The sequence below is a fragment of the Pseudomonas sp. SIMBA_041 genome, assembly GCF_046535095.1.
GTDB lineage: Bacteria > Pseudomonadota > Gammaproteobacteria > Pseudomonadales > Pseudomonadaceae > Aquipseudomonas > Aquipseudomonas mucoides.
In genome coordinates this window covers 58,443-82,735 of record NZ_JAWRXJ010000001.1, presented here as the reverse complement: position 1 = coordinate 82,735, position 24,293 = coordinate 58,443, and the positions used below count along the sequence as shown (strand labels likewise).

The following is a 24,293-nucleotide window of genomic DNA, read 5'->3' as shown; positions in this document are numbered from 1 at the left end:
CTCAAGGAAGAATCAATTGACCGGACAATGCATCGCCCCAGACGACCTGGACATGAAAAAACTCTGGAACAGCACCTGCGAACTGCCTGCCTGCAAGCGCGAAACCACCACAGGCGGTCCCAACCCCAAGACCCGCGTCGAAGTGCCGTTGCTGACCTGCAACTGCCTGTGGCGCCGGTTTCAGAAAGAAGCCGAAGAATGGGTCGCTCCGGGTGGCGTACTGATCGCCGACCCACAATCACGTAACCGCAGGATCAACGCCGCATATGCGCAGTTGTGGCTGGCGGATAACCGGTTTCAATGGGCGGGGTTGGCGGCGTTTGCGTCGAAGCAGGTGGGGTGTGGGTTGTTGCACGCGGCCAAGTTGCAAAAAGGTATTGCCGCAGAAAAGAAAGCCCACCAAAGATTGCGTCAGGCCCCATCAGAAACCTTATTTGAAGGGCTTGGGTTCAAGCTAAGCCGAACTGATCCTGATATTCAGTCTGAAGTAGACAAAGCTAGGTCAGAGAATCCGGTACCCACGACGGACATCACGCTCGGCGACAATTCTCGGTCGTTGGTTCAACAACAACTCGACTATGTGTACGAAATGTTGGCGTTGGGAAACACTGCGCTATTTCTGGATGTTTATCCTCTCCATCGGTTTTTCATGGTTCGGGGGTATAAGGAAATGGAGAAATGCCTGAGAAGTCGGATAGAAATCGCAAAAGACGTGATGTGGTCCATCGGTGATAGCGTCCGTTTCGGCGTTGCCCATAAAGAAATTTTTGATACCTTTGAAGCAATCGAAGCGGGAAACATCGCCGACAGCGTTAACTACATGGCTGCGCACGAGCAGATCAATATTCTGCAACCGGCGATGTATGACGATGTGCACTTCGCCTCGCTCATCCGTGGTACGCATGCCTCTGACATCGTTTCCGTCGTTACTGGTCTGCTTTCCGGCGTTCCAGAGGGGATACAGCTCACCTTGGCCAGTCAGTGCAAAGCTCCCGACAGTCGAAGCGTCACTTTCAGCAGCAACCCGTTGGCAAATCTGGCGGACAAGGATCAAAGGATGACATTCGTGCTTCGGGCCGCAGCACAGTTCAATGCCTTGCTAAATAATCCCGCGACTAAAAGACAGCTGCAACGCTCTATAACCGACATCGCAAGTGGAAATGGAGTGCACCAGTGACTGAATCAAAGCAGCGCTGGTTGATTTTTATTGTTTTCATTCTTCTGGTGTCGGGAAGCCTGGTGTATGCCCGTTTGAGCACCAAAACCTTATCCGTCCATATCGGAAAGCCCTACGAACAGGTCATTAAAGACTCAACTTTCCCTGTCGAAGAAAAAACGGCTATCTATCCAGGTGACCCTAATAACGCGAAAGATCCTCGTAGACCTGGTTCCACGTGGATCAGCAGCCCGACTGTCATTGAGTTTGATGATCCAGCTTATGGATTCAAACTTCCTCCGACGGTGTTTGGTGCCGTTACTTATGGAGGGCAGAAAGTATCGACTGTAACCACATCACCCATGTTGGAAACGATGCCATTCACGGCCGCTGTGGATCGATTGGTGGATGTACAAAACACCCTCAAGTCCGGAGGGTGGATGCTTGAGCCTTTGGAAAATAACGACTGGTTCAGTGTCGACTCTGCTGCAGAGCGTGAGCGATTGCAGGTGAAGCTCTTCGATCAGCCAGTGGGCATCGATTTGTATGTACCGGGAAAATACAGTCTGCTGCTATTGATCAAGTGTTATGGAAGCTGTGGTACGCGTGATTCGGTGGCGGCTAAATATCTGATCGATATTAGTGTGGGCCGGGATCGAAGCGGGACATGAGCAATCGCTGTAAGAGGCGCGTTACATGCTGGAGGGTGTAGCGTTTTTCATGTTGTTTTTTTGCCTGACGTCTTTTCACTACCCAATGGATTTTTGGTTAATCACATCGGTAAGCTATACGAAAGCGTCGTGAGGGGTTCGACGTTTCCTGTATTGCGTAAAACTGCCATTTATCCCAGTGAGCCACCTCACCCGAGCTCAACCTGGATTAGCACCCCAGTCATTATCACCTTTGATGACAAGCAGCATGGATTCACGTTGCCAGCTACCAGGTTTGGCGCGATTGGGTGGTCCGATTTCAAAGCGATTACCCTGACTACGTCGCCGATGCTTGAAACCTTGCCATTTGAGCAAGCGGTATTACTCCTTGATGAATTACAACAAAAGTTCAAGCAAGTCGGATGGACTCCAGAACCTGTTGAAGTTAACGATTGGCTAAAAATAGAAACAAAAGAGGAAAAAATCGACTTCAGGCCAAACTCTTCGATCAACTGGACGGTGTAATCCTGTTGATCCCGCACAAGTACAGCTTGATCCTTCATATCAAATGCTATGCCCGCTGCGATAAGCGAAACACCGAAACAGCCAAGTATCTGATCGACGTAGGACTGGGTGAGGATCATTTCAGTGACTGAGCCCCCCTGAGCGGAGGTCAGCCCACATTGGGATGAATGCAATACCGCCATCGCGAGCAGGCTCGCCCCCACAAGGGTGACACTATTTTCATGACAGTTTTGTTTCATTCACGTCTTTAGCTGTGCAATGCTGGCGCCCAGACCGTTAGCCAACTACAGCTTAAGTACAGAACGTAGAAGAACGCGCGGTACCGTCAATTTGCCCCTCTGGGGCGCGACCATCACAGGGGGCCTTTATGCTCACCCTGCTCAATTTGTTATCGGCTGTGGCCTTGTTGATCTGGGGCACGCACATCGTCCGAACCGGCATCCTGCGGGTTTACGGCACCAACCTGCGCCATGTGATCGGCCAGAACATGTCCAAGCGCTGGCTGGCGTTTATCGCCGGGATCGTGGTGACGGCGATGGTGCAGAGCAGTAACGCCACCGCCATGCTTGTCACTTCGTTTGTCGGGCAAGGCCTGATGGCGTTGACCCCTGCGCTGGTGACCATGCTGGGGGCCGACGTCGGTACAGCACTGATGGCGCGGGTGCTGACCCTGGACCTTTCCTGGCTGTCGCCGCTGCTGATTTTTGTCGGGGTGATTTTCTTCCTGTCGCGCAAACAGACCCGGCTCGGGCAGATGGGCCGCGTGGCCATAGGCCTTGGATTGATCATTCTGGCGCTGCAATTGATCGTCGAAGCGGCTGCGCCGATCACCCACGCCAAAGGGGTGAAGGTGATCTTTGCCTCGTTGACCGGCGACATTCTGGTCGACGCCCTCGTCGGCGCATTGTTCGCGATGATCTCCTACTCGAGCCTGGCCGCGGTGCTGCTGACGGCGACGCTGGCCGGGGCCAAGGTCATCAGTTTGCCGGTGGCCATCGGTCTGGTGATCGGCGCCAATATCGGCAGCGGTGTTCTCGCGTTTCTCAGCACCAGCATGCAGAACTCCGCCGGGCGCCAAGTGGCCTTGGGCAGCTTGTTGTACAAACTGATTGGCCTGGTGTTGATCATTCCGGTGCTTAACCCATTGGTGCACTGGCTCGATGGCCTGGACTTCAGTCCTCAGGAAACGGTCATCGGCTTCCACCTGCTCTACAACACCGTCCGCTGCTTGATTCTGACGCCGACTGTCGCAGGGATGGCCAGGCTATGCACCTGGCTGTTGCCAGAGCGGCCGGTCGTCAACGGAATGGCCAAACCCCGGCACCTCGACCCGACCGCGCTGGACACGCCGAGCCTGGCGCTGGCCAATGCGGCGCGGGAAACCCTGCGCATGGGCGATCTGATCGACAACATGCTCGAAGCGATGCTCGATGTGCTGCGCGGCAAGCAAACCGCCGTGACCCAGGAAATGCGCCGCCTGACCGATGATGTCGAAGCGCTCTACAGCGCAATCAAACTCTACCTGGCGCAAATGCCCCGTGAAGACCTCAGCGACCAGGACAGCCGGCGCTGGGCTGAAATCATTGAATTGGCGATCAACCTGAAACTCGCCAGCGACCTGATCGAACGTATGTTGCGCAAGGTTCAGCAGCAGAAAACCTCGCAGCGCCGGTCTTTTTCCGAGGTGGGCCTGGAGGAATTGGCCGGGCTGCACAGCCAGCTAATCTCCAATCTGCGACTGGGGTTGTCCGTATTCCTGAGCTCCGATAAGGAAAGTGCCCGTCAGTTGTTGCGCGAAAAACGTCGTTTTCGCGCACAGGAAAGGCGTCTGGCCCATGCCCATGTCAGCCGCTTGCAACGTAAGATTGTGCAAAGTATCGAGACCAGTTCGCTGCACCTGGAGCTGATTGCCGACATGAAACGTTTGAATTCGCTGTTTTGCAGCAGCGCGTATGTGGTGCTGGAAACGTCCGACACGGGGGCATTGTCGGTCGACGATTTCGCGGACATCACGCATTCGCCTTGAACGTCTGGCAGTGTGATCAGTCAGTTACATGGGTTCCGGCTTAAAAGCATCGCGAGCAGGCTCGCTCCCACACTGGAGCTTCGGTGAAACTGTGGGAGCGAGCCTGCTCGCGATGGCTGCCGGAAAGCGACACGGATCTCCAATCAGCCGTATGGAAACCTGTTATGCGTTGTCTGTTGTTCGCCTGTTTGTTGCTGGGTTCACTTCCTTCGTTTGCCCTGGATCGTTTTCAGGTCGAGGGCTATACGCTGCCCAATGGCCTGCAATTGCTGCTCAAACCGGGCGCTGACCGCGGGCATGTGGCGATTCGCCTGGTGGTCGGCGTAGGCCTGGATGATTTCAATTGCGCCGACAAAGAACTGCCCCATCTGCTCGAACACTTGTTGTTCAGCGGTATCGACGCCACCGGCGAAGGGGGGCTGGAGGAGCGCATGCAGGCGCTGGGGGGTGAGTGGAACGCTTACACCAGCAACGCCGACACCACGTTCGTCATCGAAGCCCCGGCGAAAAACCAGCGCAAGGTCCTCGACCTGTTGCTGGCGCTGCTGACCCAGACCCGCATCGACGACAACGCCATCAACGCCGCCAAGCAAGTGGTCGAGCGCGAAGACGGCGGTCATTACACTCACCTGCAACGTTGGCTGGATCGCCAGGACCTTGGCCATACAGCCAGTAATCAATTGGCGGTGGAACTGGGCCTCAAATGCCCACAGCGCGCTGAAGTCGATCACCTGACCCGTGAACAACTGGAGAAGGTGCGCAAGCTCTGGTACGCGCCTAACAACATGACGCTGATCATGGTCGGCGACCTCGACCGGTTGCTGCCGGCCTATCTGGAACGGGCCTGGGGGGAGCTGGTGGCAGTCGACCCGAGCGAGCACTTGCCCCTGCCGGAAATTCGTTCCAGTGCCGCCCATGAACGCACGCTGAGCAGTGGTTTCGTCGGCGATGGTGCCAAGTTGCACTGGCTGGTGCCGGAGCCGGTGCTTGAGGATGAGCACGACGAGACGTTCGACCTGCTCAAGGACTATCTGGACTGGGCGCTGTATCGCCAGATGCGTCTGGTCCATAGCTTGTCCTACGGGCCTTCGGCGGAACGCGAGTTGTTCGGCGGTGTGGGCTTTATGAGCCTGAACGCCGACCTTGAGCGCGATGATGTGCCTCAGGCTGAACGGGTCCTTGAGGCGTTGAAGGCGCAGTTGCTCAAGGACGGTCTCGACGCCGACACCTTCAACCGTCTCAAGCAGGCGGCCATCGCCCGTCAGGCCTGGGCCGTGCAAGGCAATAGCGCGCTGGCGGATTATTACTGGAGTGCCCTTGGCGACTATGAGGACGGGCGCTTCGCTGATCCGGCGAGGGAACTGCAAGGGGTGACGCTGGAGGAAGCGAACAAGGCGTTGCGTGAGTTGCTGCTGCAGCCCGGGTATTTGCGGATCGAGAAGCCGCTGATGGGTGATGACCAGTTGATGTGGGTAATTGCCGGGGTGTTGGGGCTGCTGGTGTTCGGCTTATTGGGCTGGCGCTTGTACAGAAGGACACCGCCCACCGTGTAGCCGCTGCCGAAGGCTGCGTTCGGCAGCTGCTACAAGGGCTCCGGGTCGACCGCGGGCCTCGCCACGTCGCCCGCCGGCGGGTAACCTGTCGAGGATATTTCCTACGACGAATGTGAACCGCCGAATGCCGATCCTGACCCAATACGTCCAGCGCATCCTGGAATTGATGAAGCGCTATCCTGGGGTCATCGCGCTCGGTGGTTTCATCTCCGGTGTCGGCAGCTTCATCCTGGTGGATCGCCAACAAGGCCTGGCGACCTGGATCACCATCATCATGGTGCTCAGTTGGGTCTGGCTGATGCTGGAAAACAGCCTCACCCAGCTGTTCACCAAAATCTTCAAACGCGAGATTCCCCAGCCGCTGCTGCGTTACGCCACGCAGATGATCCACCAGGAAAGCCTGTTCTTCGTCCTGCCGTTCTTTTTCATCACCACCACCTGGAACAGCGGCCAATTATTCTTCACCGGGCTGTTGAGCATCGCCGCGCTGATTTCCATCATCGACCCGCTCTACTACAAATGGCTGGCGCCCCGGCGCTGGGCGTTCCTGGCGCTGCATACCCTGACGCTGTTCGCGGCGTTGCTGACCGCCCTGCCCGTCATCATGCACCTCACCACGTCCCAGAGTTTCAAACTGGCGCTGGGGATCGCCGTGCTGCTGTCGTTCCCGAGCCTGGCGTCGATCTTCCCGATCCGCACCGTGCGCAACGCTTTGGCGATCCTCAGTATCACCCTGGGCATCGGCGCCCTCGGTTGGGTGCTGCGTTCGTGGGTGCCGCCGGCGACCCTGTGGATGACCGACGTGGCAATCAGCACGCAAATGCAGGACCGCACCCCCGGCGAAAGCCTGGATGAAGTGACTGCCGAGCAAATTCGTGGTGGCGGGCTGTATGCCTACACCGCGATCAACGCCCCGCGCGGTCTGGATGAGCGCATCTATCACGTGTGGCAGTTCAACGGTAAAGAGGTCGACCGCATCCCGCTGGATATCCATGGTGGACGCAAGGAAGGCTACCGCGCCTGGACCCACAAACAGAACTTCCCGGGTAACCCGGCGGGCAAATGGCAGGTCCGGGTGTTGACCGAAGATGGCCAGGTTATCGGCGTGCTGCGCTTCATCGTCACGGACAGCACACCGACCAAAGAAAAGTAGCTCGGTTCATGCTATTACGTAGCTCTGTGTAATTAACCGAACAAGCACGGAGCTTATGACCAGCAGCACAATGGCCGGTAATGCCCAATTGGACGACTCTCACTCCCCTGCTCAACTGCGGGTTACGGGTGACTGGACGCTTGCCCATTACGCCGATCTCAAGACCTTGTGCGAAAAGCTTCGCGGCCAGTACGACGACAACACCCACATCGATCTCAACAGTCTCGGTGCCCTCGACACCGCCGGTGCCTCGCTTCTGGTCGAGCTGCTGGGGACCGAGCGCCTCGGCCGGTCCGCCGAACACCCCGATTGCACCCTGTCCACCGCCGATCGCGCCCTGCTGCAGACCATCTACCGCTCAATGACCGATTTCTGTGTGCCCATCAAGGAACCGGAAATCAGCGTCAGTATTCAATTGCTGACCCGCATTGGCCGTGCCGTGGACGCGGTCTGGCAGGACACCCTGCAACTGTTGGGTTTCGTCGGACTGATTATCGAAACCATCGCCCGCAGCCTGTTTCAGCCCAAGCGTTGGCGCATCACGCCCATGGTCGCGCACATCGAACAAACCGGTCTCGACGCCGCGCCCATCGTCGCCCTGCTGACCTTTTTGGTGGGCGCAGTGGTGGCGTTTCTCGGGGCGACGGTGTTAGCCCGTTTCGGCGCCACGGTGTTCACCGTGGACCTGGTGGCCTTTTCCTTCCTGCGCGAATTCGCGGTGCTGTTGACGGCGATTCTGATGGCCGGGCGCACCGCCAGTGCGTTCACCGCGCAGATCGGCTCGATGAAGGCCAACGAAGAAATCGACGCCATCCGCACCCTGGGCCTCGACCCGATGGAGTTGCTGGTAGTGCCGCGTGTCTTGGCATTGCTGGTCGCCTTACCGATGCTGACCTTTCTGGCGATGCTCTCGGGGATCATTGGCGGCGGCGTGGTCTGTGCGGTGTCGCTGGATATTTCGCCAGCGATGTTCCTCTCGCTGCTGCAATCGGACATCGGTGTTCAGCATTTTCTGGTGGGGATCGTCAAAGCACCTATTTTCGCGTTTTTGATCGCCTCGATTGGCTGTCTTGAAGGGTTCAAAGTCAGCGGCAGCGCCGAGTCGGTCGGAGCGCACACTACGTCCAGCGTGGTCCAGTCGATTTTTGTGGTGATCGTGCTCGACGCGGTGGCCGCTCTGTTTTTCATGGAGATGGGCTGGTGAGTCGTTTACCCCGAGCGCCTTCCGAGGCGGTGATCGAAGTCCGCGGGCTATGCAATCGCTTTGGCAGTCAAAGCGTGCACGAAAACCTCGACCTCGATTTGTACAAAGGTGAAATTCTCGCCGTGGTCGGCGGTTCCGGCAGCGGCAAATCGGTGCTGCTTCGCAGCATTGTCGGCCTGCGTCGGCCTAACGATGGGGACGTGAAGGTGTTCGGTAAAAACCTGGCGACCTTGTCCGAGCTGGAGCGCTCGAAGGTTGAACGGCGTTTTGGTGTGCTGTTCCAGCAAGGTGCCCTGTTCTCTTCGCTGACCGTGACCGAAAACGTTGCCCTGCCCTTGATCGAACACGCCGGCCTGAGCCGTGAAGACGCCGAGCACCTGGCGGCGGTCAAACTGGCGCTGGCCGGGCTGCCGCTGTCGGCTGCCGACAAGTACCCCGCTTCGCTGTCCGGCGGCATGATCAAGCGGGCGGCGCTGGCCCGTGCGCTGGCGCTGGACCCGGACATCCTGTTTCTCGACGAACCCACGGCCGGCCTCGACCCGATTGGCGCGGCGGCATTCGATCAATTGATCCTGACCCTGCGCGATGCGCTGGGCCTGAGTGTGTTTCTGGTAACCCACGACCTCGACACGCTCTACACCATCACCGACCGGGTGGCGGTGCTGGCGCAGAAGAAAGTGCTGGTGGCGGACGCCATCGACAAGGTCTCGGAAACCGATGACGCGTGGATTCACGAATACTTCCATGGCCCTCGCGGCCGCGCGGCGTTGACGGCCGCTCAACAGTTGAACGAGGTCTGACATGGAAACCCGAGCCCATCATGTATTGATCGGCCTGTTCACCGTAATTGTGGTGGCAGGCGCCCTGCTCTTCGGCTTGTGGCTGGCCAAGTCCAGCGTCGACACCGAGTTCAAGGATTACGAAGTGGTCTTCAATGAGGCGGTCAGCGGCCTGTCCAAAGGCAGTTCGGTGCAGTACAGCGGGATCAAGGTCGGCGACGTGGTGACATTGCGCCTGGACCCTAAAGACCCGCGCCGGGTGTTGGCGCGGATTCGTCTGGGTGGTGACACTCCGGTCAAGGAAGACACCCAGGCCAAACTGGCACTGACCGGCGTCACCGGGACTTCGATCATCCAGCTCAGCGGCGGCACTCCGCAGAGCCCGGCGCTCAAGGGCAAGGACGGCAACCTGCCGACCATCGTCGCCTCGCCCTCGCCCATCGCGCGCCTGCTCAATGACAGCAACGACCTGATGTCCGGGGTGAACACGCTGATGCAGAATGCCAACCTGTTGTTCTCCACGGAAAACGTCGAGCGCATCAGCAACACGTTGGAGCACCTGGAGCAAACCACCGGGGCGATTGCCGATCAGCGCGGCGATATCCGTCAGGCGATGCAGCAACTGGCGTCGGTGGGCAAGCAGGCCAACAACATGCTGGAACAGACCACGGCGTTGATGCGCAATGCCAACGGCCTGCTCAATGACCATGGCAAGGACGCGTTGGGCAGCGCCGAGCAGGCAATGAAATCGCTGCAGCAGAGCACCGCGACGATCAACAAGTTGCTCGCCACCAATCAGGATTCGCTCAACAGCGGCATGCAGGGCCTCAATGGCCTGGCCCCGGCGGTGCGCGAGCTGCGTGAAACCCTGACCTCGTTGCGCGCCATCTCTCAACGCCTCGAGGAAAACCCCAGCGGTTACCTGCTGGGCAGTGACAAGAGCAAGGAATTCACGCCATGAAGCTGACTCGTATCGCCCTCCTCGCCGGCTTCACGCTGATCAGTTCGTGCTCGATCCTGCCCAAGCCCGAGCCGTTCGATGTTTATCGATTGCCGTCGGCCCAGAGCTCCGCGTCGGCCGGTCATGGCACGCCGCAACGCTGGTCGCTGCGCCTGACCAAACTCCAGGCCAGCAACGCACTGGACGGCCCGAACATCGCGGTAATCCCCCAAGGCGATGTGATCAGCAGCTACAAGGGCTCACGTTGGAGCGATCCGGCGCCGGTACTGCTGCGCAATCGTCTGCTGGATGGCTTTCAGCGTGACGGCCGGGTGCCGCTGTTGAGCACCGACGACAGCATTTTCCAGGCGGACCTTGAGCTGGGCGGGCATTTGCAGGCGTTTCAGACTGAGTATCAGGGCACGACCGCCACTGTTGTCGTAAGCCTGGATGCCTTGCTGGTGCGCGGTTATGACCAGCGCATCCTCGCCAGCCGCCGCTTCGAAGTGCGCCAGCCACTGAGCGATGTGAACGTGCCCGCAGTGGTTGCGGGGTTTGGCCAGGCGAGCGACCAATTGACGGTGCAGGTGGTGAACTGGGCGGTTGAGCAAGGGCAGAAGGTCGAGCTGCCCGCGAGACCTTAAGGCCAATACAAACCCAATGTAGGAGTGAGCCTGCTCGCGATAGCGGTGTATCAGTCGCAATAAATACCGACTGTTACATCACTATCGCGAGCAGGCTCACTTCTACAGGGGGATATCGGTCAGCCGAAGAACCAGTAGCACACCCCGATGGCGCCCAGTACGCCGGCCAGTTCTGCCAGCAACGCACACCCCACCGCATGCCGCGCGCGCTGGATACCCACCGCACCAAAGTACACCGCCAACACATAGAACGTGGTCTCGGTGCTGCCCTGAACCGTGGCCGCCACCAGCGCCGGGAAGCTGTCTACCCCGGAGGTTTTCATGGTTTCGATCAGCATCGCCCGCGCGGCGCTGCCGGAGAACGGTTTGACCATCGCCGTCGGCAATGCGTCGACGAAGCGCGTGTCCCAACCGGCCCACTCCACCAGGTGCCGAATTCCGTCCAGACCAAAGTCCAGCGCGCCGGACGCCCGCAGCACACCCACCGCACAGAGCATCGCCACCAGGTACGGCAGCAGGTTCTTGGCCACGTCGAAGCCTTCTTTGGCGCCTTCGACGAACGCTTCGTAGACCTTTACTTTGCGCAGTGCGCCGATGATCAGAAACAGCATGATCAGCCCGAACAGCGTCAGGTTGCCGAGGATCGATGACAGGCCGGCCAGCGCGGTGGCTGAGAGCGTCGCCAGCAGCGCCATGAAGCCACCGAGGGCGAGGGCACCGGGAATCAGGTACGCCAGCACCACCGGGTCCCAGATGCGCAGGCGCTGCATGAATGCGACCGACAGGAAGCCGACGACAGTCGAGCAACTGGTGGCGAGCAGAATTGGCAGGAACACCAGCGTCGGGTCCGGCGCGCCTTGCTGGGCGCGGTACATGAAAATCGTCACCGGCAGCAGGGTCAGGGAGGAGGCGTTGAGCACCAGGAACAGGATCTGCGCGTTGCTGGCCACGGTGGCGCTGGGGTTGAGCTCCTGCAGGGCTTTCATCGCCTTGAGGCCGATCGGTGTGGCGGCGTTGTCCAGGCCCAGGCCGTTGGCGGCGAAGTTCAGGGTGATCAGGCCCAGGGCCGGGTGACCAGGCGGCACTTCCGGCATCAGGCGCAGGAACAGTGGGCCCAGGGCTTTGGCCAGCCATTCGACGATTCCGGCTTTCTCGGCGATGCGCAGAAAGCCCAGCCACAAGGTCAGGGTGCCGAACAGCAGGACCATGACTTCGACCGACAGTTTGGCCATGGCGAAAATACTCTCCACCATCGCCGCGAAGATCCCGGCGTTGCCACCGATCAGCCATTGCGCCAGCGCCGAAACGGCCGCCACGATGAAGAAGCCAAGCCACAGGCCATTAAGCATCAGTCAAATCCCCCGGAATATGCGGCGAATGATAGCGGGGTAGCCAGAAACGACAAACCCCGGATTTCTCCGGGGTTTGTTTGTTCGGCTTACACCGGACCTTTGTAGAAGTGAGCCTGCTCGCGATGGGGCGGCACATCCAACATCTCTGTTGTTTGATACACCGCTATCGCGAGCAGGCTCACTCCTGCAAGGTTTTGCGTCAGTTCTTGGAAACCTCGCCAGCCGGGAGTTTTTCCTTGCTGCGCCAGTGCGGCAGGGAGTTCCAGTAGCGCTGACCCTTGGCGTCGTCGTACATGCCTTCCCAGCGCGAGATGACCAGCACGGCCAGCGCGTTACCGATCACGTTCAATGCGGTACGGGCCATGTCCATGATGCGGTCGACACCGGCGATGAATGCCAGGCCTTCCAACGGAATACCGACGCTGCCCAACGTGGCCAGCAGCACCACGAAGGACACGCCCGGTACGCCGGCGATGCCTTTGGAGGTGACCATCAGGGTCAGCACCAGCAGCAATTGCTGGCTGATCGACAGGTCGATGCCGTACAGCTGGGCAATGAAGATTGCCGCGATGCTCTGGTACAGGGTCGAACCGTCGAGGTTGAACGAGTACCCGGTCGGCACCACGAAGCTGCAAATGGCTTTCGGCGCGCCGTAGGCTTCCATCTTCTCGATCACGCGCGGCAGCACGGTTTCGGAGCTGGCAGTGGAGTAGGCCAGTACCAGCTCATCCTTGAAGATGCGCATCAGCTTGATCACCGAGAAGCCGAACAGGCGGGCGATCAGGCCCAGCACCACGAAGGCGAAGAACGCGATGGCGAAGTACACCAGCACGACCAGTTTGGCCAGCGGCAGCAGGGAAGCGAAGCCGAAGTTGGCCACGGTCACCGCGATCAGTGCGAATACGCCGATCGGGGCGTAGTTCATGATCATGTGGGTGACTTTGAACATGCTTTCCGAGACGCCCTGGAACATCTTCACCAGCGGCTCGCGCAGGTCCGATTGCAGGCTCGACAAACCGAGGCCGAACAACACGGAGAAGAAAATGATCGGCAGCATCTCGCCGCGGGCCATGGCCGCGAAGATGTTCGACGGGATCAGGTTGAGGATGGTTTCGATGAACGCGTGTTCATGCTGAACCTCGGCGGCAGTGGCCTGGTACTTGGAAATATCCACGGTACCCAGGGTGCTCATGTCGATGCCGGTGCCTGGATGGACCACGTTGGCCAACACCAGACCGACCAGAATGGCGATGGTGGTGACGATCTCGAAGTAGATGATGGTCTTCAGGCCGATGCGCCCGAGTTTCTTGGCGTCACCGACGCCAGCGATGCCGACGACCAGCGAAGAGATCACGATCGGGATCACGATCATCTTGATCAGACGGATAAAGATATCGCCTGCTGGTTGCAGGACGTTGCTGATCCACCAGGCTTTTTCGGCACTGAAATGGTTGAGCAGCGCACCGATTGCAATCCCCAATACCAGACCGATGAGGATCTGCCAGGCGAGGCTAAGCTTTGCCTTCTTCATATCATTACCCTTACTTGCGTTTGACTCAGGCAGACGCATTCACTGGTTCGCTTGTGGCGAAAAGTGCGTGCATCTGCCCCCGTATAAGGAGCCCCGGAGCGCTTGTTAGTGGCTCTCTGGCAGGCGAAAAAAGGCGCAACTATTCCGATGCAAGGAAGCGACGTCTAATGCCGTAAACGCCTACCCTATGCCGAATCGGCATGAGCTTTTTCAAATGAAACTGGCGTCCCAACCGGTTCGAATACGCCATTTCGGCAGCCATAAGTGCCGTGAACCGGCCATCTCAGAGGAGGTTGGTTGTTTTTTGAGCGGGGGATTCAGGGTTAAAACTTCAGGAAAAACTTACGTTTAGCTGTAAAAAATCGCAGTCATTTGCAGACAGATTTCTCGATATACGGTCGCGAAGAAATACCGCGAAATGTTTTTGCGGGGTTTGTAGCGGAAATGGCATAAAGATAAATGAGCGATGCGCTCTGGATCGCTGCTTTTTTGCGAATGAAGCTCTCCGCAAATTCGTCGAGTCCCGATGACCCGGCGAATTTGCGTCGCAGCTTTTGCCTGACCCGGCCCTTGCGCAGGTACTCCCTGTACCCGTAGGTCACTCCGACCCTGCAACAGTCAGAACGTCCCGGCCCCATGGTCATGCGTCTACCTTCCTCGGGTAGCGCAGTAGAGAGAAGCAGGGTGCTTCTTTCATATGACAAATTCAGTACCAGTTCGGATCTTTTTTCAGCTGTTCCATCAACAGGTCCTGCATGCCCTGGTCCGGTTTGCCGAGGAATCGGTAACTGGCATGTCGCGTGGGCGACTTGTCGGCCGGCAGTCCTGCGGGCACTTCGACCAGCATGGCGTAGGCATCTTCCTTGTCGAAACTGAAAGCCACGATCAAGCGTTCCTTCAGGCAGGTGGGCTGTGATTCACACAGCGGCCCAACCAGATACTTGTGGCCATCTTCCTCAACAGCATTCATTTGTTCGGCATCGCCAGACAGGTTCATCACCCATTCCGGCAGGCGTTCTTCCTTCTTCACCACGCCTTGCCATGTTTCACGGTACTGCGGGTCGGTGGTGAGTAACCCGTTGGCCCGCATTTGGCCGTCATTGGCCGCCATTGCCATGGCACTACCGCCCAAAAGCAGGGCGGCTGCCAGTGTCTTGTACAAAACGCTCATGTTCAGCCTCGACCGCGACGGCCAAAGAAGAAGGAAGCAATAAACATCACCAGGAACACGACAAAGAGAATCTTGGCGATACCCGTGGCGGTGCCCGCGATACCACCGAAGCCCAGTACTGCAGCGATGATGGCAATGATCAAGAAGGTGATTGCCCAGCTCAACATGGTGATTCTCCTTACGCTTCATTATTTAGAGGTGTCGCTTTTGGTGCTTGTCCCGGCGCAGACCGCACGCCAAGTTCGATTACCTAAAACACCCAGCGCTCCTGACGAGGCATCTCGTCCAGTGGCTGCGCCTGGTCGACGTCCATCATCCGCATGGGGGTGAGGTCGGCCTGACTGCTGCTGGCGGCGCTGAAGTGGGTTTGGGCTGCAGGTTGAATCGAAACGTGCGGTGCCTCTGGCTGCTGGCTCTGCTCCCAACGCATGAACTGTTGGCCGGCGATCAGCGTGATCAGCAAGGCCAGAACAGCAAATAAGCCTTGCTGGATATGCAGTGGCGAGATTCGCAGTTGGGCGGCACGGTAGCGATTCATCCTGAAGCTCCTCCCACTTTGGTGGTGATCTTGTTGGTGGGCATAGAGATAAATGCCCTGATTACTCAGACCATTGCAGCCTGCATGCCAGCTTTTTTGCGCGAATAAAACTGAATAAAATCAACAAGTTAACAAGTTTATGAAAATCGTTTGCGACGCATCCTGCACGATGACCCCTCCAGGGTCGTGCGAAATGCACGATAGATTCGCAGGCACTTTGAATATTTTTGAATTGCGCGACGGGCGCAGATGTCAGAAAGGGAGGCGGGTAACCGCCAAAAATGCGGTGTTTTGATAAAAAGCCATGAAAATCAGCGAATTAGTCAGACAGGCCTTAGATAGCTACCCTGCCGGTGCTGGAATGGATCAGAATCGACCATGCAACTTGCCCGATTTATCCGGGACTAACCAAGATCAATCATTAAAGGAGCGCAGGAACATGGAATCAGCCACGGTGCATCAAGGCCGCATTCTGTTGGTAGACGATGAGTCCGCTATCCTGCGAACCTTCCGCTATTGCCTCGAAGACGAGGGCTATAGCGTCTCAACCGCGAACAGCGCCGCTCAGGCTGATGCCTTGTTGCAGCGTCAGGTGTTCGACCTGTGCTTTCTGGATCTGCGCCTGGGTGAGGACAATGGCCTGGATGTGCTGGCTCAGATGCGTATTCAGGCGCCGTGGATGCGTGTGGTGATCGTCACCGCGCACTCGGCCGTGGACACGGCGGTCGATGCGATTCAGGCGGGCGCCGCCGATTACCTGGTCAAACCCTGCAGCCCTGATCAATTGCGTCTGGCCACCGCCAAGCAACTGGAAGTGCGGCAACTGTCCGCCCGCCTGGAAGCCCTTGAAGGTGAAGTGCGTAAACCCAAGGATGGCCTGGACTCCCACAGCCCGGCGATGAAAGTCGTGCTCGAAACCGCCCGCCAGGTGGCCGGGACCGATGCCAACATCCTTATCCTGGGTGAGTCCGGCACCGGTAAAGGTGAGCTGTCCCAGGCGATTCACGGCTGGAGCAAGCGTCAGAAGAAGTCCTGCGTCACGATCAACTGCCCGTCCCTGACCGCCGAACTCATGGAAAGCGAACTGTTCGGTCACAGCCGTGGGGCCTTTACCGGTGCCAGCGAAAGTACATTGGGGCGGGTCAACCAGGCCGACGGCGGCACGCTGTTTCTCGACGAGATCGGCGATTTTCCGCTGACTTTGCAACCCAAGTTGCTGCGATTCATTCAAGACAAGGAATACGAGCGGGTAGGGGACCCGGTGACCCGCCGCGCCGATGTGCGCATTCTGGCGGCAACTAACCTGAACCTTGAAGACATGGTGCGCGACGGCCGCTTCCGCGAAGACTTGCTCTATCGCCTGAACGTCATCACGTTGCACCTGCCGCCGCTGCGCGAGCGCCGTGAAGACATCCTGAACCTGGCCGACCGTTTCCTCGCTCGCTTCGTCAAGGAGTATGCGCGCCCGGCCCGAGCCTTCAGCGATGAGGCCCGCGAGGCACTGCTAGGTTATCGCTGGCCCGGCAATATTCGCGAACTGCGTAACGTGGTGGAGCGGGCGAGCATTATTTGTCCACAAGAACGGGTCGAAATCAGCCATTTGGGCATGGCCGAAACCCCGGTCAATAATGCGCCGCGCATTGGCGCGGCGTTGAGTCTGGACGAACTTGAGAAAGCTCACATCGGTGCAGTCCTCGCCACGGCGGATACACTGGATCAAGCGGCCAAGACCCTGGGCATTGATGCCTCGACCCTGTACCGCAAACGCAAGCAATACAACTTGTGAGCTGCCACCGATGAAATTGGCGATGAAGCTGCGTACTCGGCTGTTTCTGAGTATTTCTGCACTGATCACCGTGGCACTGCTCGGGCTCTTGCTCGGACTGGTCAGCGTGATGCAGATGGCCGGGTCCCAGGAAGCGCTCGTTCGCAACAACTTCGTCACGCTCGATCTGGGATTGAAACTACGCCAGACCCTGGGCGATCAACTGATGATCATGGTCAACGAAAAACCGGATCCAGCCGGGTTCGAGGCGTCCAGGCAACACTACTTGCAGTTGCTCGATGAGGGCATTGCCCTTGAGCAAAACGGCAATGGCGGTCAATACGGGTTCAAACAGGCCAAGGTTGATTATCTGGAGTTTGTTCAGGCCTACGGCCAGGCCACTGAGCCCACCAAGGTTCTGAGTGGCAGCGAAGCCCTCACGGAAAAATTCAACACCTTGCGCAACGGTCTTCTCGCAGAGCACAAGCGGGCGCTGGATGACATCAACAGCACCGAACGCCAGTCCCGGGAGCGCGCGTTACTGGTGGCGGGCTTGCTGGGTCTGGTGGGATTGGCGGTGTTGATCATCGGGTTCGTGACGGCACACGCGATTGCCCGGCGCTTTGGCGAACCGATCGAAGCCTTGGCGCAGGCCGCCGATCATATTGGCCAGGGCAATTTCGAGGTGACCCTGCCGGTGTCGTCTGCTGTGGAATTGAACCTGCTGACCAAGCGCTTCGGGATCATGGCTGAGGCATTGCGTGAGCATCAGGCCACCAACATTGATGAATTGCTCGCCGGTCAGCAACGTCTGCAAGCCGTGCTCGACAGCATCGATGACGGCTTGTTGATGATCGATCGCGACGGTCATCTCGAGCACCTCAATCCGGTGGCTCAGCGCCAGTTGGGTTGGGACACCGATCGCCTTGGCCAAGGGCTGGGCGCGGCCCTTGAACGTCCCGAGCTGGATGAACAGCTGCAACTGGTGCTGCGCGGCGGCACGCTGGAGCGTGCGCCGGAAGACCTGAGTATCGAGGTCGATGGTGAATCGAGGTTGCTGACTTACAGCCTGACGCCGGTCAGCCATACCCAAGGGCACATTCTCGGCGCGGTCATGGTGTTGCATGACGTGACTGAACAGCGGGCGTTCGAACGGGTGCGCAGCGAGTTTGTCCTGCGCGCGTCCCATGAATTGCGAACGCCGGTGACCGGCATGCACATGGCGTTCGGTCTGTTCCGTGAGCGGGCGAAATTTCCACAGGACTCTCGCGAAGCCGACCTGCTGGATACGGTCAATGAAGAAATGCAGCGCCTGATGCAGTTGATCAACGACCTGCTGAACTTCTCTCGCTACCAGAACGGCTTGCAGAAACTGACCCTGGCCCCATGCTCCATCGAGGAACTGTTGGCGCAGGCCCATGCCCGCTTTGCCGAGGCGGCGACTGAGCAGGGCATCGAATTGCGCATAGAGGTGCAAGGGCCGTTACCCCGATTGCAGGCCGACCAACCGCAGCTGGACCGGGTGCTCGACAACCTGATCGACAACGCTTTGCGCCATACCGCACGGGAAGGCCTGATCCGATTGCAGGCCCGGCGCCATGGCGAGCGGGTGATTATCAGTGTCGAGGATAACGGCGAAGGCATTGCCTATGGCCAGCAAGGGCGAATTTTCGAGCCTTTTGTCCAGGTCGGCCGCAAGAAGGGCGGCGCCGGGCTTGGCCTGGCGCTGTGCAAGGAAATCGTGCAACTGCATGGTGGGCGCATGGGCGTCTATTCGCGGCCGGGGCAGGGTACGCAGTTCTACATGGCGCTGGCGGTGTAAGGCGCTTTCACGCCTCGTCATCCAGGCGCCGGCCTTTCATTCGCCGGCCGCGGGTAATCAGTTCGATGAACTGCACGGAGCTCAAGGCATGAGCGAACAACCAGCCTTGACCGAATTTCACGCCTTCGCTGCTTAGAAACGCCGCCTGCGCTTCATGCTCGATGCCCTCGGCAATCACTTTGAGTTGCAGCGCTTGCGCCATGTGGATGATGTGCGGTGCCACGCCACTGCTGGCGGCGTCATGACCCAGTGCGTCGATGAATGCCTTGTCGATCTTCAGGCAGTCCACGGGCAGGGTTTGCAGGTAGGCGAGGCTGCAATAGCCGGTGCCAAAGTCATCGATCAGCACTTGATGCCCGACATCGCGCAACGCTTGCAGGTTTTCCCTGGCCACCACCACATCGATCAATCCCCGTTCGGTCACCTCGAAGGCGATCTGCTTGGCCGCGACACGGTGCAACGTCAGCAGGCGGGCCATCACCTGGCCGATTCGGGGCACCATCACATCACACGCTGCCAGGTTGACCGAGATGTACAGTTGCGGGTTGGCGCGCAGCAGTTGTCCCAATTGTTCGAGCAGGCGCTGCAGGACGAAATCGGTCATCTGGCGGATCTGGCCGGTATTTTCCGCCATTGGAATAAACAGGTCCGGGCTGGTCAGCGTGCCATCAGGCCTTCGCCAGCGCAGCAACGCCTCGGCACCGACGCAGTTGCGGCTGTCGAGATCGAAGATCGGTTGATACAACACCTGCAGCTCACCCCGGCGTATGGCGCCATGCAATTCGGCATCCAGCGACTGACGCTGGCGCACCAGCAGAAACACCAGGAAGCCGACAATGATCCCGAGTACCAGGCTGGCGGGAAGGAGCCACCACCACACCGCCGGCACGTGGATGCCTGTGCGTGGTGTGATCAATACCAATTGGTATTCAGGGTTGTTGGTCGGCATGCGGTAAATCAGGCGGGTTTGCGTGACTTGCAATGCGTCGCGGCTTTTGGGAGCCCAGGATTCCGTCGGTGGCCAGACTTGGGCAGCACCCAATACGGGAATGGCGCGAGTGCCGTGGTCCAGCACCACCAGCAGGCTGCTTCCGGGCGTCAGGTCGACCATGTCCGTCAAATGCCCGCGAGACGTCGCCACCCGAAAGTTGCCTCTGCCGAGCATCAGCGCGGCACGGTTTTCATCGGGTTCGGTGGTGGTGTTCAGCCAGTAGCTGTAGGTGGGGCCGCGGATGTCGGGAGGGCGCAGCAGCGAAAGCCCTTCCTGGCGAGGACGGTTGGAGCACAGGCGGGATGAATCAATGTAGGCCGCTTCGTAGACGAAGCGGTAGTTGAAGCTGACCTGTTGCAAAGTGGCGATCATCTCTGCATCGCAGCCTCGAAGCGGCTGGGCTTCCAGGTCATCGAGGCTTTCGCGCAGTTGCCCGAACAATTGCTCCAGGCGGGCAAGGAAGCGCTCACCCTGAGCATTCATTTCTTCGCTTTCATTCTGTTCAACCTGATGCATCGCCACAAACAGGCTGCCGGCCATCAAGATAGTTGCGCTGAGGGCAGCAGCCAGTATCGCCAGAAACCAGGGGCGATAAAACCAGCTACGGAGTGTCTCTCGTGCGGCAGCCATTATTGATATCCGAAGAATTACCAATGAGTTATAGCTGCTGATTGGGAAAAAGCTCTTACCTTCGGACGGGCGCCATTATTTTGTCTGATTCAGGACCTGCAGGATCGCAGCGGATTCGGCGTCAGGCGTGCCGTCGAAGCGGGAAGGGCGGAAATGCATCTGAAAAGCCGCCAACACATGACGCGTCGCTACGTCCAGTTCACCGGTTTGTGGTGTGGCATAACCCAGCCTGGCCAGTTGCCCCTGGAACCAGCTGATGCTTGGCAGTTGTATCGCGAACTGGGCTTGCTGGCGCGCCACGGCCTGCTCGTTGGGCCAGACACCCAGGCCTTCGGCAGCCAGGCGTTTCCAGGGGAACAGCGGACCGGGATCGAGTTTGCGCAGCGGCGCGATATCGCTATGGCCGATGATGGCGTGGGGATTGATGTTGTAACGCTTGCTGATGTCCTTGAGCAGGACGATCAACGAGTTGATCTGGTCTTCGCTGTAGGGATACCAGAGGCGCCCGGTGGGGGTGTCTTTGAAGCCCGGGTTGACGATCTCGATACCGATGGAGCTGGAGTTTAGCCAGGTCCGGCCTTGCCATTCGCTTTCGCCCGCGTGCCAGGCGCGAAAATTCTCGTCCATCAGCTTATAGATAGTGGCGCCCTTGTCGTCGCCGATCAGGTAGTGACTGCTGACTTCGCCGTGGGTCAGCAGTTGAAGCGAGCGCTCCAGCGAGGCATTGGTGTAATGCACCACCACGAACTGGATGCGGCTGTCGTAGTTGGCCGAAGGGTGGCTGGTGTCGATACGCGGGCCGCTGGAACAAGCGGCCAACAGCAACAGCGACACAATGAGAGCGAGATATTTCATGGCAGTAGACGTACACACAAGACAGTAATGCAACAGTGTAACGTACTGCCTTGCGTGCCGACGGCAAAAGCCCGGTTTTAAACAAAATGGAACAATTGGACGTCAGCCAGTCTCCACCCGATTACGTCCGGCGTTTTTGGCGCGATACAGTGCTTGATCAGCTCTTTTCAGCGCCACATCGCTATGTTCGCCAGGCTTGAGCGTCGTCAGGCCCATGGAAATAGTGATGGTGACCCGCTCACCTTTGAAGTGGAAAGGGCAGGCTTCGATCGCGGCGCGCAAAGTTTCCAGCAGCTTTGCACCGACTGCCGGCGCTGTACCGGGCATCAGGAGTACAAATTCCTCACCGCCAAATCGTGCGATGAAATCCGTCCCGCGCAGGCGCTTGCGCAACACGTTGGCGATGATCTTCAGCACCTTGTCGCCTGCCAGGTGGCCGTAGTTGTCGTTGATGCTTTTGAAGTGATCGAGATCCAGCATGGCCAGCAACAGGGTATTGCCGTGCTGTTGCCACTGACCGATTTCGTGATCCAGGCGTTCGCTCCAGGCGGCGCGATTGGGCAGGCCGGTGAGCGGATCAATCAGGGCTTTTTGGCGTTGCTCTTCTAGGTGCTCACGATAGCCTTGCGCTTCTTGCTCCATGTGCGCCACCCGTTCAGCCAGGCTGTGCAGCCGCGTCGCCACTTCCTGTTCGCGCTCGTCGCGCTGCTTCTGGTGGCGATCCATGGTGCCGAGCAGGCCTTCAAGATGGTTTTCCAGGACCCGCTTCAGGTCGTCCAGGTCTGCCGCTTCCTGCATGCTGCTGTGCAAGCCGTCGACTTGTTCGCGGATCTGCGTGTCCATCTGGCGCGCCGCAGAACGGTTGTCGGCGTGCCCTTCGCTGGCCGCCTGCAAATTACTCTGGAAAGACTCCAGGCGTTCGTTGAGTTGTTGTAAATAGACTTCGAATTCGTGCTGGCCGCTGTCGTTGATCGCCAGCATCAACGTTGCCAGATCGTCGAGGATCGGGATCAGTTCGTACCAATTCAGGCCATGTTGAAGGCGGTCGCGCATCGCTTCGGCTTGCGGACGGTAGCGTTCCGGCAGCGTCAGGTCGTCGAGCAGTCCCAGCAGGGTGTCTTCGATGTGCCTGGCGACGGAGCTATAGGACGGCTCCGGTGAATCGGGCAAGGCGTAGAAGATGTCCTCGTGTTCGGTTTGTTCCGGATCGTCAGTCGTCAATGCCCGGGTCAGTTCATCGGGATTGATGGCTGGTTGAACCTGAATGGCTGGCGCTGGAAGGGGAAGGGCGGGCTCTTCCAGTCGTTCACTGTTCGAGGGTGTTGGCGATTCAGGCGCGGGCGCGATGTCGGGCTGAAGAACAGGCGGGACAAACGCGACCACCTCCGCAGCGGGCTCCGGTGCGGGAGTCTCTTGAGGCTCCGGGGTAGTCACCGTGGGGTGGACGCTGTGCACCGCTGGCGGTGCGACTGGCGGCAGGTCCTCCTCATCTGCATCATCGGCGTCACCGGCGTGCGCCATCTCGACAACCCGCTCTTCAGCCTGCACAGCCGGTGCGTGAACGGCAGGAGCGACGACTTGCGGCACTTCTTCATCCGCTTCGTGGCTACCGAACAATCTCTGCAGAAAACCGGGCCGGTCAGGTTCGGCGGGGTTCTCCAATTGCCTCAAGGCTTTGCCTTGCAGGCCACTCAGTTCGCTGAGCAGAAGTGGCATCTCGCGGGCCTGACTGACTCGTCCATCGAGCTTTTTGGCGAAGCTCTTGAGCGGTCGGCTGACTTCCCGGGGCAGCGGCAGCGATTGCAGTTGCGCGACCAGCGCGGTCAGTGCGGCGCTGGTCTGGTTGACTCGGGTTTCCCGGCGCTGCTCGGAATCGAGCACGGCTTTTTCGAGTCGCGGCAGCAGGGCGGCCAAGCCGGCGTCCATGTCATCGGTGCGCACGACTTCGCGCATCTCTTTCATGCATTGGTCGACAGCGCGGTCAGTGCCCTCCGCCGCCAGCGTGCTGCGCACCAGCCCACGGCGCAGCAGGTCGAGCCGAGCATCCCAGCGACGCTCAAGCTTTTCCTGTTGTTCGATGCTTTTGAGGTATTTCTCTTTCCAGCGCTGTGTTTCGTCGCTCATTCATGGGATCCGCGAAGGGCAGGACTCAACGCGGGCAATGCATCAGCCGTGAGCGAACCCGGCAGACGAATCTCTACCGCGACCGGCAGGTGATCGGAAATGGGCTGTGCCAGCACTTCGACCTTTTCGAGGGTCAGTGTCGGGCTTAGCAGAATGTGGTCAAGGCAGCGTTGCGGGCGCCAGCTGGGAAAGGTCGCTTCCAGTTGCGGCGCGAGCAGGCCGAGATCACGCAACGGGGAGTTTTGCAGCAGGTCACTGGCATGGGTGTTCATGTCGCCCATCAGCACCTGGTGTTTATAGCCGCCGATCAATTCGCGGATGTAGGCCAGTTGCAGGCTGCGCACGCGAGCGCCGAGCGCCAGATGCATCATGACCACCACCAGCGCCTCCGGACCTTCGCCAAAGCGCACCAGAATGGCCCCGCGACCCTTGGGCCCCGGCAGCGGGTGGTCTTCAATCGCCCACGGGCGCAAGCGGCTGAGCACACCATTGCTGTGCTGGCCGAGTCGTCCGAGGTTGCGGTTGAGTTGTTGATACCAGTAGGGGAAGGCACCGAGCTGCGCCAGGTGCTCGACTTGATTGACGTAGCCTGAGCGCAGGCTGCCGCCATCGGCTTCTTGCAGGGCGACCAGGTCGAAGTCGCCCAGCAGGTTGCCGATTTTTTGCAGATTGTCGGCACGCCCGGTGTGCGGCAACAAATGTTGCCAGCCCCGGGTCAGGTAGTGCCGATACCGCTCGGTACTGATGCCGACCTGAATATTAAAACTGAGCAAGCGCAGACGACTGTCTGCGGGCAGGCCCGTGGACTCCAGGTGATGTTCGTTGACCCGTGGATCATGCAGGCCAACAACGCGTTCAGTTCCCCAGCGGCGCATGGCAGTGCT

At 58.9% G+C, this 24,293-nt stretch carries 21 protein-coding genes; 12 read left to right on the top strand and 9 right to left on the bottom strand.

Going from position 1 to position 24,293, the window contains the following annotated elements; all coding sequences use genetic code 11:
* Nucleotides 1–16: 16 nt before the first annotated feature.
* From SB725_RS00425 to SB725_RS00380, 10 genes are all read left to right on the top strand, one after another.
* A complete protein-coding gene (locus SB725_RS00425) occupies nt 17–1,177 on the top strand; it encodes a DUF2515 family protein (protein WP_410921131.1) in 1,161 nt (386 codons plus the stop codon).
* Nucleotides 1,174–1,827 (top strand): hypothetical protein, encoded by a 654-nt coding sequence (locus SB725_RS00420; protein ID WP_324188018.1) that lies wholly within the window; start codon nt 1,174–1,176, stop codon nt 1,825–1,827. Before SB725_RS00425 ends, SB725_RS00420 begins: the two co-directional genes overlap by 4 nt.
* Nucleotides 1,828–1,887: 60 nt before the next feature.
* Nucleotides 1,888–2,331, top strand: a complete 444-nt coding sequence (locus SB725_RS00415; RefSeq protein ID WP_410921129.1) for a hypothetical protein — start codon at nt 1,888–1,890, stop codon at nt 2,329–2,331.
* 367 nt (nt 2,332–2,698) lie between these two features.
* Nucleotides 2,699–4,357 carry a Na/Pi cotransporter family protein gene (locus SB725_RS00410; protein WP_027926171.1) on the top strand — a complete coding sequence of 553 codons (1,659 nt, stop codon included), beginning with the start codon at nt 2,699–2,701 and terminating at the stop codon, nt 4,355–4,357.
* 164 nt (nt 4,358–4,521) lie between these two features.
* Nucleotides 4,522–5,910, top strand: a complete 1,389-nt coding sequence (locus SB725_RS00405; protein ID WP_027926170.1) for a M16 family metallopeptidase — start codon at nt 4,522–4,524, stop codon at nt 5,908–5,910.
* Nucleotides 5,911–6,034: 124 nt separating this feature from the next.
* On the top strand, nt 6,035–7,063 hold the full coding sequence (locus SB725_RS00400) for a DUF5924 family protein (RefSeq protein ID WP_027926169.1): 1,029 nt from the start codon (nt 6,035–6,037) through the stop codon (nt 7,061–7,063).
* A 55-nt stretch (nt 7,064–7,118) separates the two neighbouring features.
* Nucleotides 7,119–8,267 (top strand): ABC transporter permease, encoded by a 1,149-nt coding sequence (locus SB725_RS00395; protein WP_027926168.1) that lies wholly within the window; start codon nt 7,119–7,121, stop codon nt 8,265–8,267.
* On the top strand, nt 8,264–9,067 hold the full coding sequence (locus SB725_RS00390) for an ABC transporter ATP-binding protein (protein ID WP_027926167.1): 804 nt from the start codon (nt 8,264–8,266) through the stop codon (nt 9,065–9,067). The genes SB725_RS00395 and SB725_RS00390 overlap by 4 nt, the downstream gene beginning before the upstream one ends.
* A gap of 1 nt (nt 9,068) precedes the next feature.
* Complete coding sequence (locus tag SB725_RS00385; RefSeq protein WP_027926166.1) at nt 9,069–10,007, top strand: MlaD family protein; 939 nt, start codon at nt 9,069–9,071, stop codon at nt 10,005–10,007.
* Nucleotides 10,004–10,630 carry an ABC-type transport auxiliary lipoprotein family protein gene (locus tag SB725_RS00380; protein WP_027926165.1) on the top strand — a complete coding sequence of 209 codons (627 nt, stop codon included), beginning with the start codon at nt 10,004–10,006 and terminating at the stop codon, nt 10,628–10,630. Before SB725_RS00385 ends, SB725_RS00380 begins: the two co-directional genes overlap by 4 nt.
* A 119-nt stretch (nt 10,631–10,749) precedes the next feature.
* Here SB725_RS00380 and SB725_RS00375 read toward each other — a convergent pair whose 3' ends face one another.
* From SB725_RS00375 to SB725_RS00355, 5 genes are all read right to left on the bottom strand, one after another.
* Nucleotides 10,750–11,979, bottom strand: a complete 1,230-nt coding sequence (locus tag SB725_RS00375; RefSeq protein WP_027926164.1) for a nucleoside recognition domain-containing protein — start codon at nt 11,977–11,979, stop codon at nt 10,750–10,752.
* Nucleotides 11,980–12,181: 202 nt separating this feature from the next.
* On the bottom strand, nt 12,182–13,513 hold the full coding sequence (gltP, locus tag SB725_RS00370) for a glutamate/aspartate:proton symporter GltP (protein ID WP_027926163.1): 1,332 nt from the start codon (nt 13,511–13,513) through the stop codon (nt 12,182–12,184).
* Nucleotides 13,514–14,219: 706 nt separating this feature from the next.
* Nucleotides 14,220–14,684, bottom strand: coding sequence for an inhibitor of vertebrate lysozyme family protein (locus tag SB725_RS00365; protein ID WP_059181887.1), 465 nt, complete (start codon nt 14,682–14,684; stop codon nt 14,220–14,222).
* 2 nt (nt 14,685–14,686) lie between these two features.
* The gene (locus SB725_RS00360) at nt 14,687–14,851 is read right to left on the bottom strand and encodes a DUF1328 domain-containing protein (protein WP_003177151.1); all 165 of its coding nucleotides are present in this window, start codon (nt 14,849–14,851) and stop codon (nt 14,687–14,689) included.
* An 83-nt stretch (nt 14,852–14,934) separates the two neighbouring features.
* Entirely contained in the window at nt 14,935–15,222 is a 288-nt protein-coding gene (locus SB725_RS00355) for a hypothetical protein (RefSeq protein ID WP_027926161.1), read from the bottom strand.
* A gap of 439 nt (nt 15,223–15,661) precedes the next feature.
* Here SB725_RS00355 and algB point away from each other — a divergent pair, with 439 nt between their 5' ends.
* Together algB and SB725_RS00345 are read left to right on the top strand one after the other, a co-directional pair.
* Nucleotides 15,662–17,008 (top strand): sigma-54-dependent response regulator transcription factor AlgB, encoded by a 1,347-nt coding sequence (gene algB, locus SB725_RS00350; RefSeq protein ID WP_027926160.1) that lies wholly within the window; start codon nt 15,662–15,664, stop codon nt 17,006–17,008.
* 10 nt (nt 17,009–17,018) lie between these two features.
* Nucleotides 17,019–18,809 (top strand): ATP-binding protein, encoded by a 1,791-nt coding sequence (locus tag SB725_RS00345; RefSeq protein WP_027926159.1) that lies wholly within the window; start codon nt 17,019–17,021, stop codon nt 18,807–18,809.
* A 7-nt stretch (nt 18,810–18,816) separates the two neighbouring features.
* Here the strand turns inward: SB725_RS00345 and SB725_RS00340 are convergent, their stop codons facing one another.
* The 4 genes from SB725_RS00340 to SB725_RS00325 form a co-directional block, all read right to left on the bottom strand.
* A complete protein-coding gene (locus tag SB725_RS00340; protein WP_027926158.1) occupies nt 18,817–20,430 on the bottom strand; it encodes an EAL domain-containing protein in 1,614 nt (537 codons plus the stop codon).
* A 75-nt stretch (nt 20,431–20,505) separates the two neighbouring features.
* A complete protein-coding gene (locus SB725_RS00335; RefSeq protein ID WP_027926157.1) occupies nt 20,506–21,285 on the bottom strand; it encodes an N-acetylmuramoyl-L-alanine amidase in 780 nt (259 codons plus the stop codon).
* Between the two features lie 102 nt (nt 21,286–21,387).
* Nucleotides 21,388–23,409 (bottom strand): GGDEF domain-containing protein, encoded by a 2,022-nt coding sequence (locus SB725_RS00330; RefSeq protein ID WP_194940529.1) that lies wholly within the window; start codon nt 23,407–23,409, stop codon nt 21,388–21,390.
* Nucleotides 23,406–24,284, bottom strand: a complete 879-nt coding sequence (locus tag SB725_RS00325) for an endonuclease/exonuclease/phosphatase family protein (RefSeq protein WP_027926155.1) — start codon at nt 24,282–24,284, stop codon at nt 23,406–23,408. Before SB725_RS00325 ends, SB725_RS00330 begins: the two co-directional genes overlap by 4 nt.
* Between the last annotated feature and the right edge of the window lie 9 nt (nt 24,285–24,293).

Excerpts from the sequence above, each read along its gene's own strand:
- SB725_RS00355 (WP_027926161.1), bottom strand. The coding sequence starts at position 15,222 with ATGAATCGCTACCGTGCCGCCCAACTGCGAATCTCGCCACTGCATATC.
- SB725_RS00345 (WP_027926159.1), top strand. The coding sequence starts at position 17,019 with ATGAAATTGGCGATGAAGCTGCGTACTCGGCTGTTTCTGAGTATTTCT.
- SB725_RS00330 (WP_194940529.1), bottom strand. The coding sequence starts at position 23,409 with ATGAGCGACGAAACACAGCGCTGGAAAGAGAAATACCTCAAAAGCATC.
- SB725_RS00395 (WP_027926168.1), top strand. The coding sequence starts at position 7,119 with ATGACCAGCAGCACAATGGCCGGTAATGCCCAATTGGACGACTCTCAC.
- SB725_RS00400 (WP_027926169.1), top strand. The coding sequence starts at position 6,035 with ATGCCGATCCTGACCCAATACGTCCAGCGCATCCTGGAATTGATGAAG.
- SB725_RS00360 (WP_003177151.1), bottom strand. The coding sequence starts at position 14,851 with ATGTTGAGCTGGGCAATCACCTTCTTGATCATTGCCATCATCGCTGCA.
- SB725_RS00365 (WP_059181887.1), bottom strand. The coding sequence starts at position 14,684 with ATGAGCGTTTTGTACAAGACACTGGCAGCCGCCCTGCTTTTGGGCGGT.
- SB725_RS00410 (WP_027926171.1), top strand. The coding sequence starts at position 2,699 with ATGCTCACCCTGCTCAATTTGTTATCGGCTGTGGCCTTGTTGATCTGG.
- SB725_RS00385 (WP_027926166.1), top strand. The coding sequence starts at position 9,069 with ATGGAAACCCGAGCCCATCATGTATTGATCGGCCTGTTCACCGTAATT.
- SB725_RS00335 (WP_027926157.1), bottom strand. The coding sequence starts at position 21,285 with ATGAAATATCTCGCTCTCATTGTGTCGCTGTTGCTGTTGGCCGCTTGT.
- algB (WP_027926160.1), top strand. The coding sequence starts at position 15,662 with ATGGAATCAGCCACGGTGCATCAAGGCCGCATTCTGTTGGTAGACGAT.
- SB725_RS00375 (WP_027926164.1), bottom strand. The coding sequence starts at position 11,979 with ATGCTTAATGGCCTGTGGCTTGGCTTCTTCATCGTGGCGGCCGTTTCG.
- SB725_RS00380 (WP_027926165.1), top strand. The coding sequence starts at position 10,004 with ATGAAGCTGACTCGTATCGCCCTCCTCGCCGGCTTCACGCTGATCAGT.
- SB725_RS00340 (WP_027926158.1), bottom strand. The coding sequence starts at position 20,430 with ATGGCTGCCGCACGAGAGACACTCCGTAGCTGGTTTTATCGCCCCTGG.
- SB725_RS00405 (WP_027926170.1), top strand. The coding sequence starts at position 4,522 with ATGCGTTGTCTGTTGTTCGCCTGTTTGTTGCTGGGTTCACTTCCTTCG.
- SB725_RS00325 (WP_027926155.1), bottom strand. The coding sequence starts at position 24,284 with ATGCGCCGCTGGGGAACTGAACGCGTTGTTGGCCTGCATGATCCACGG.
- gltP (WP_027926163.1), bottom strand. The coding sequence starts at position 13,513 with ATGAAGAAGGCAAAGCTTAGCCTCGCCTGGCAGATCCTCATCGGTCTG.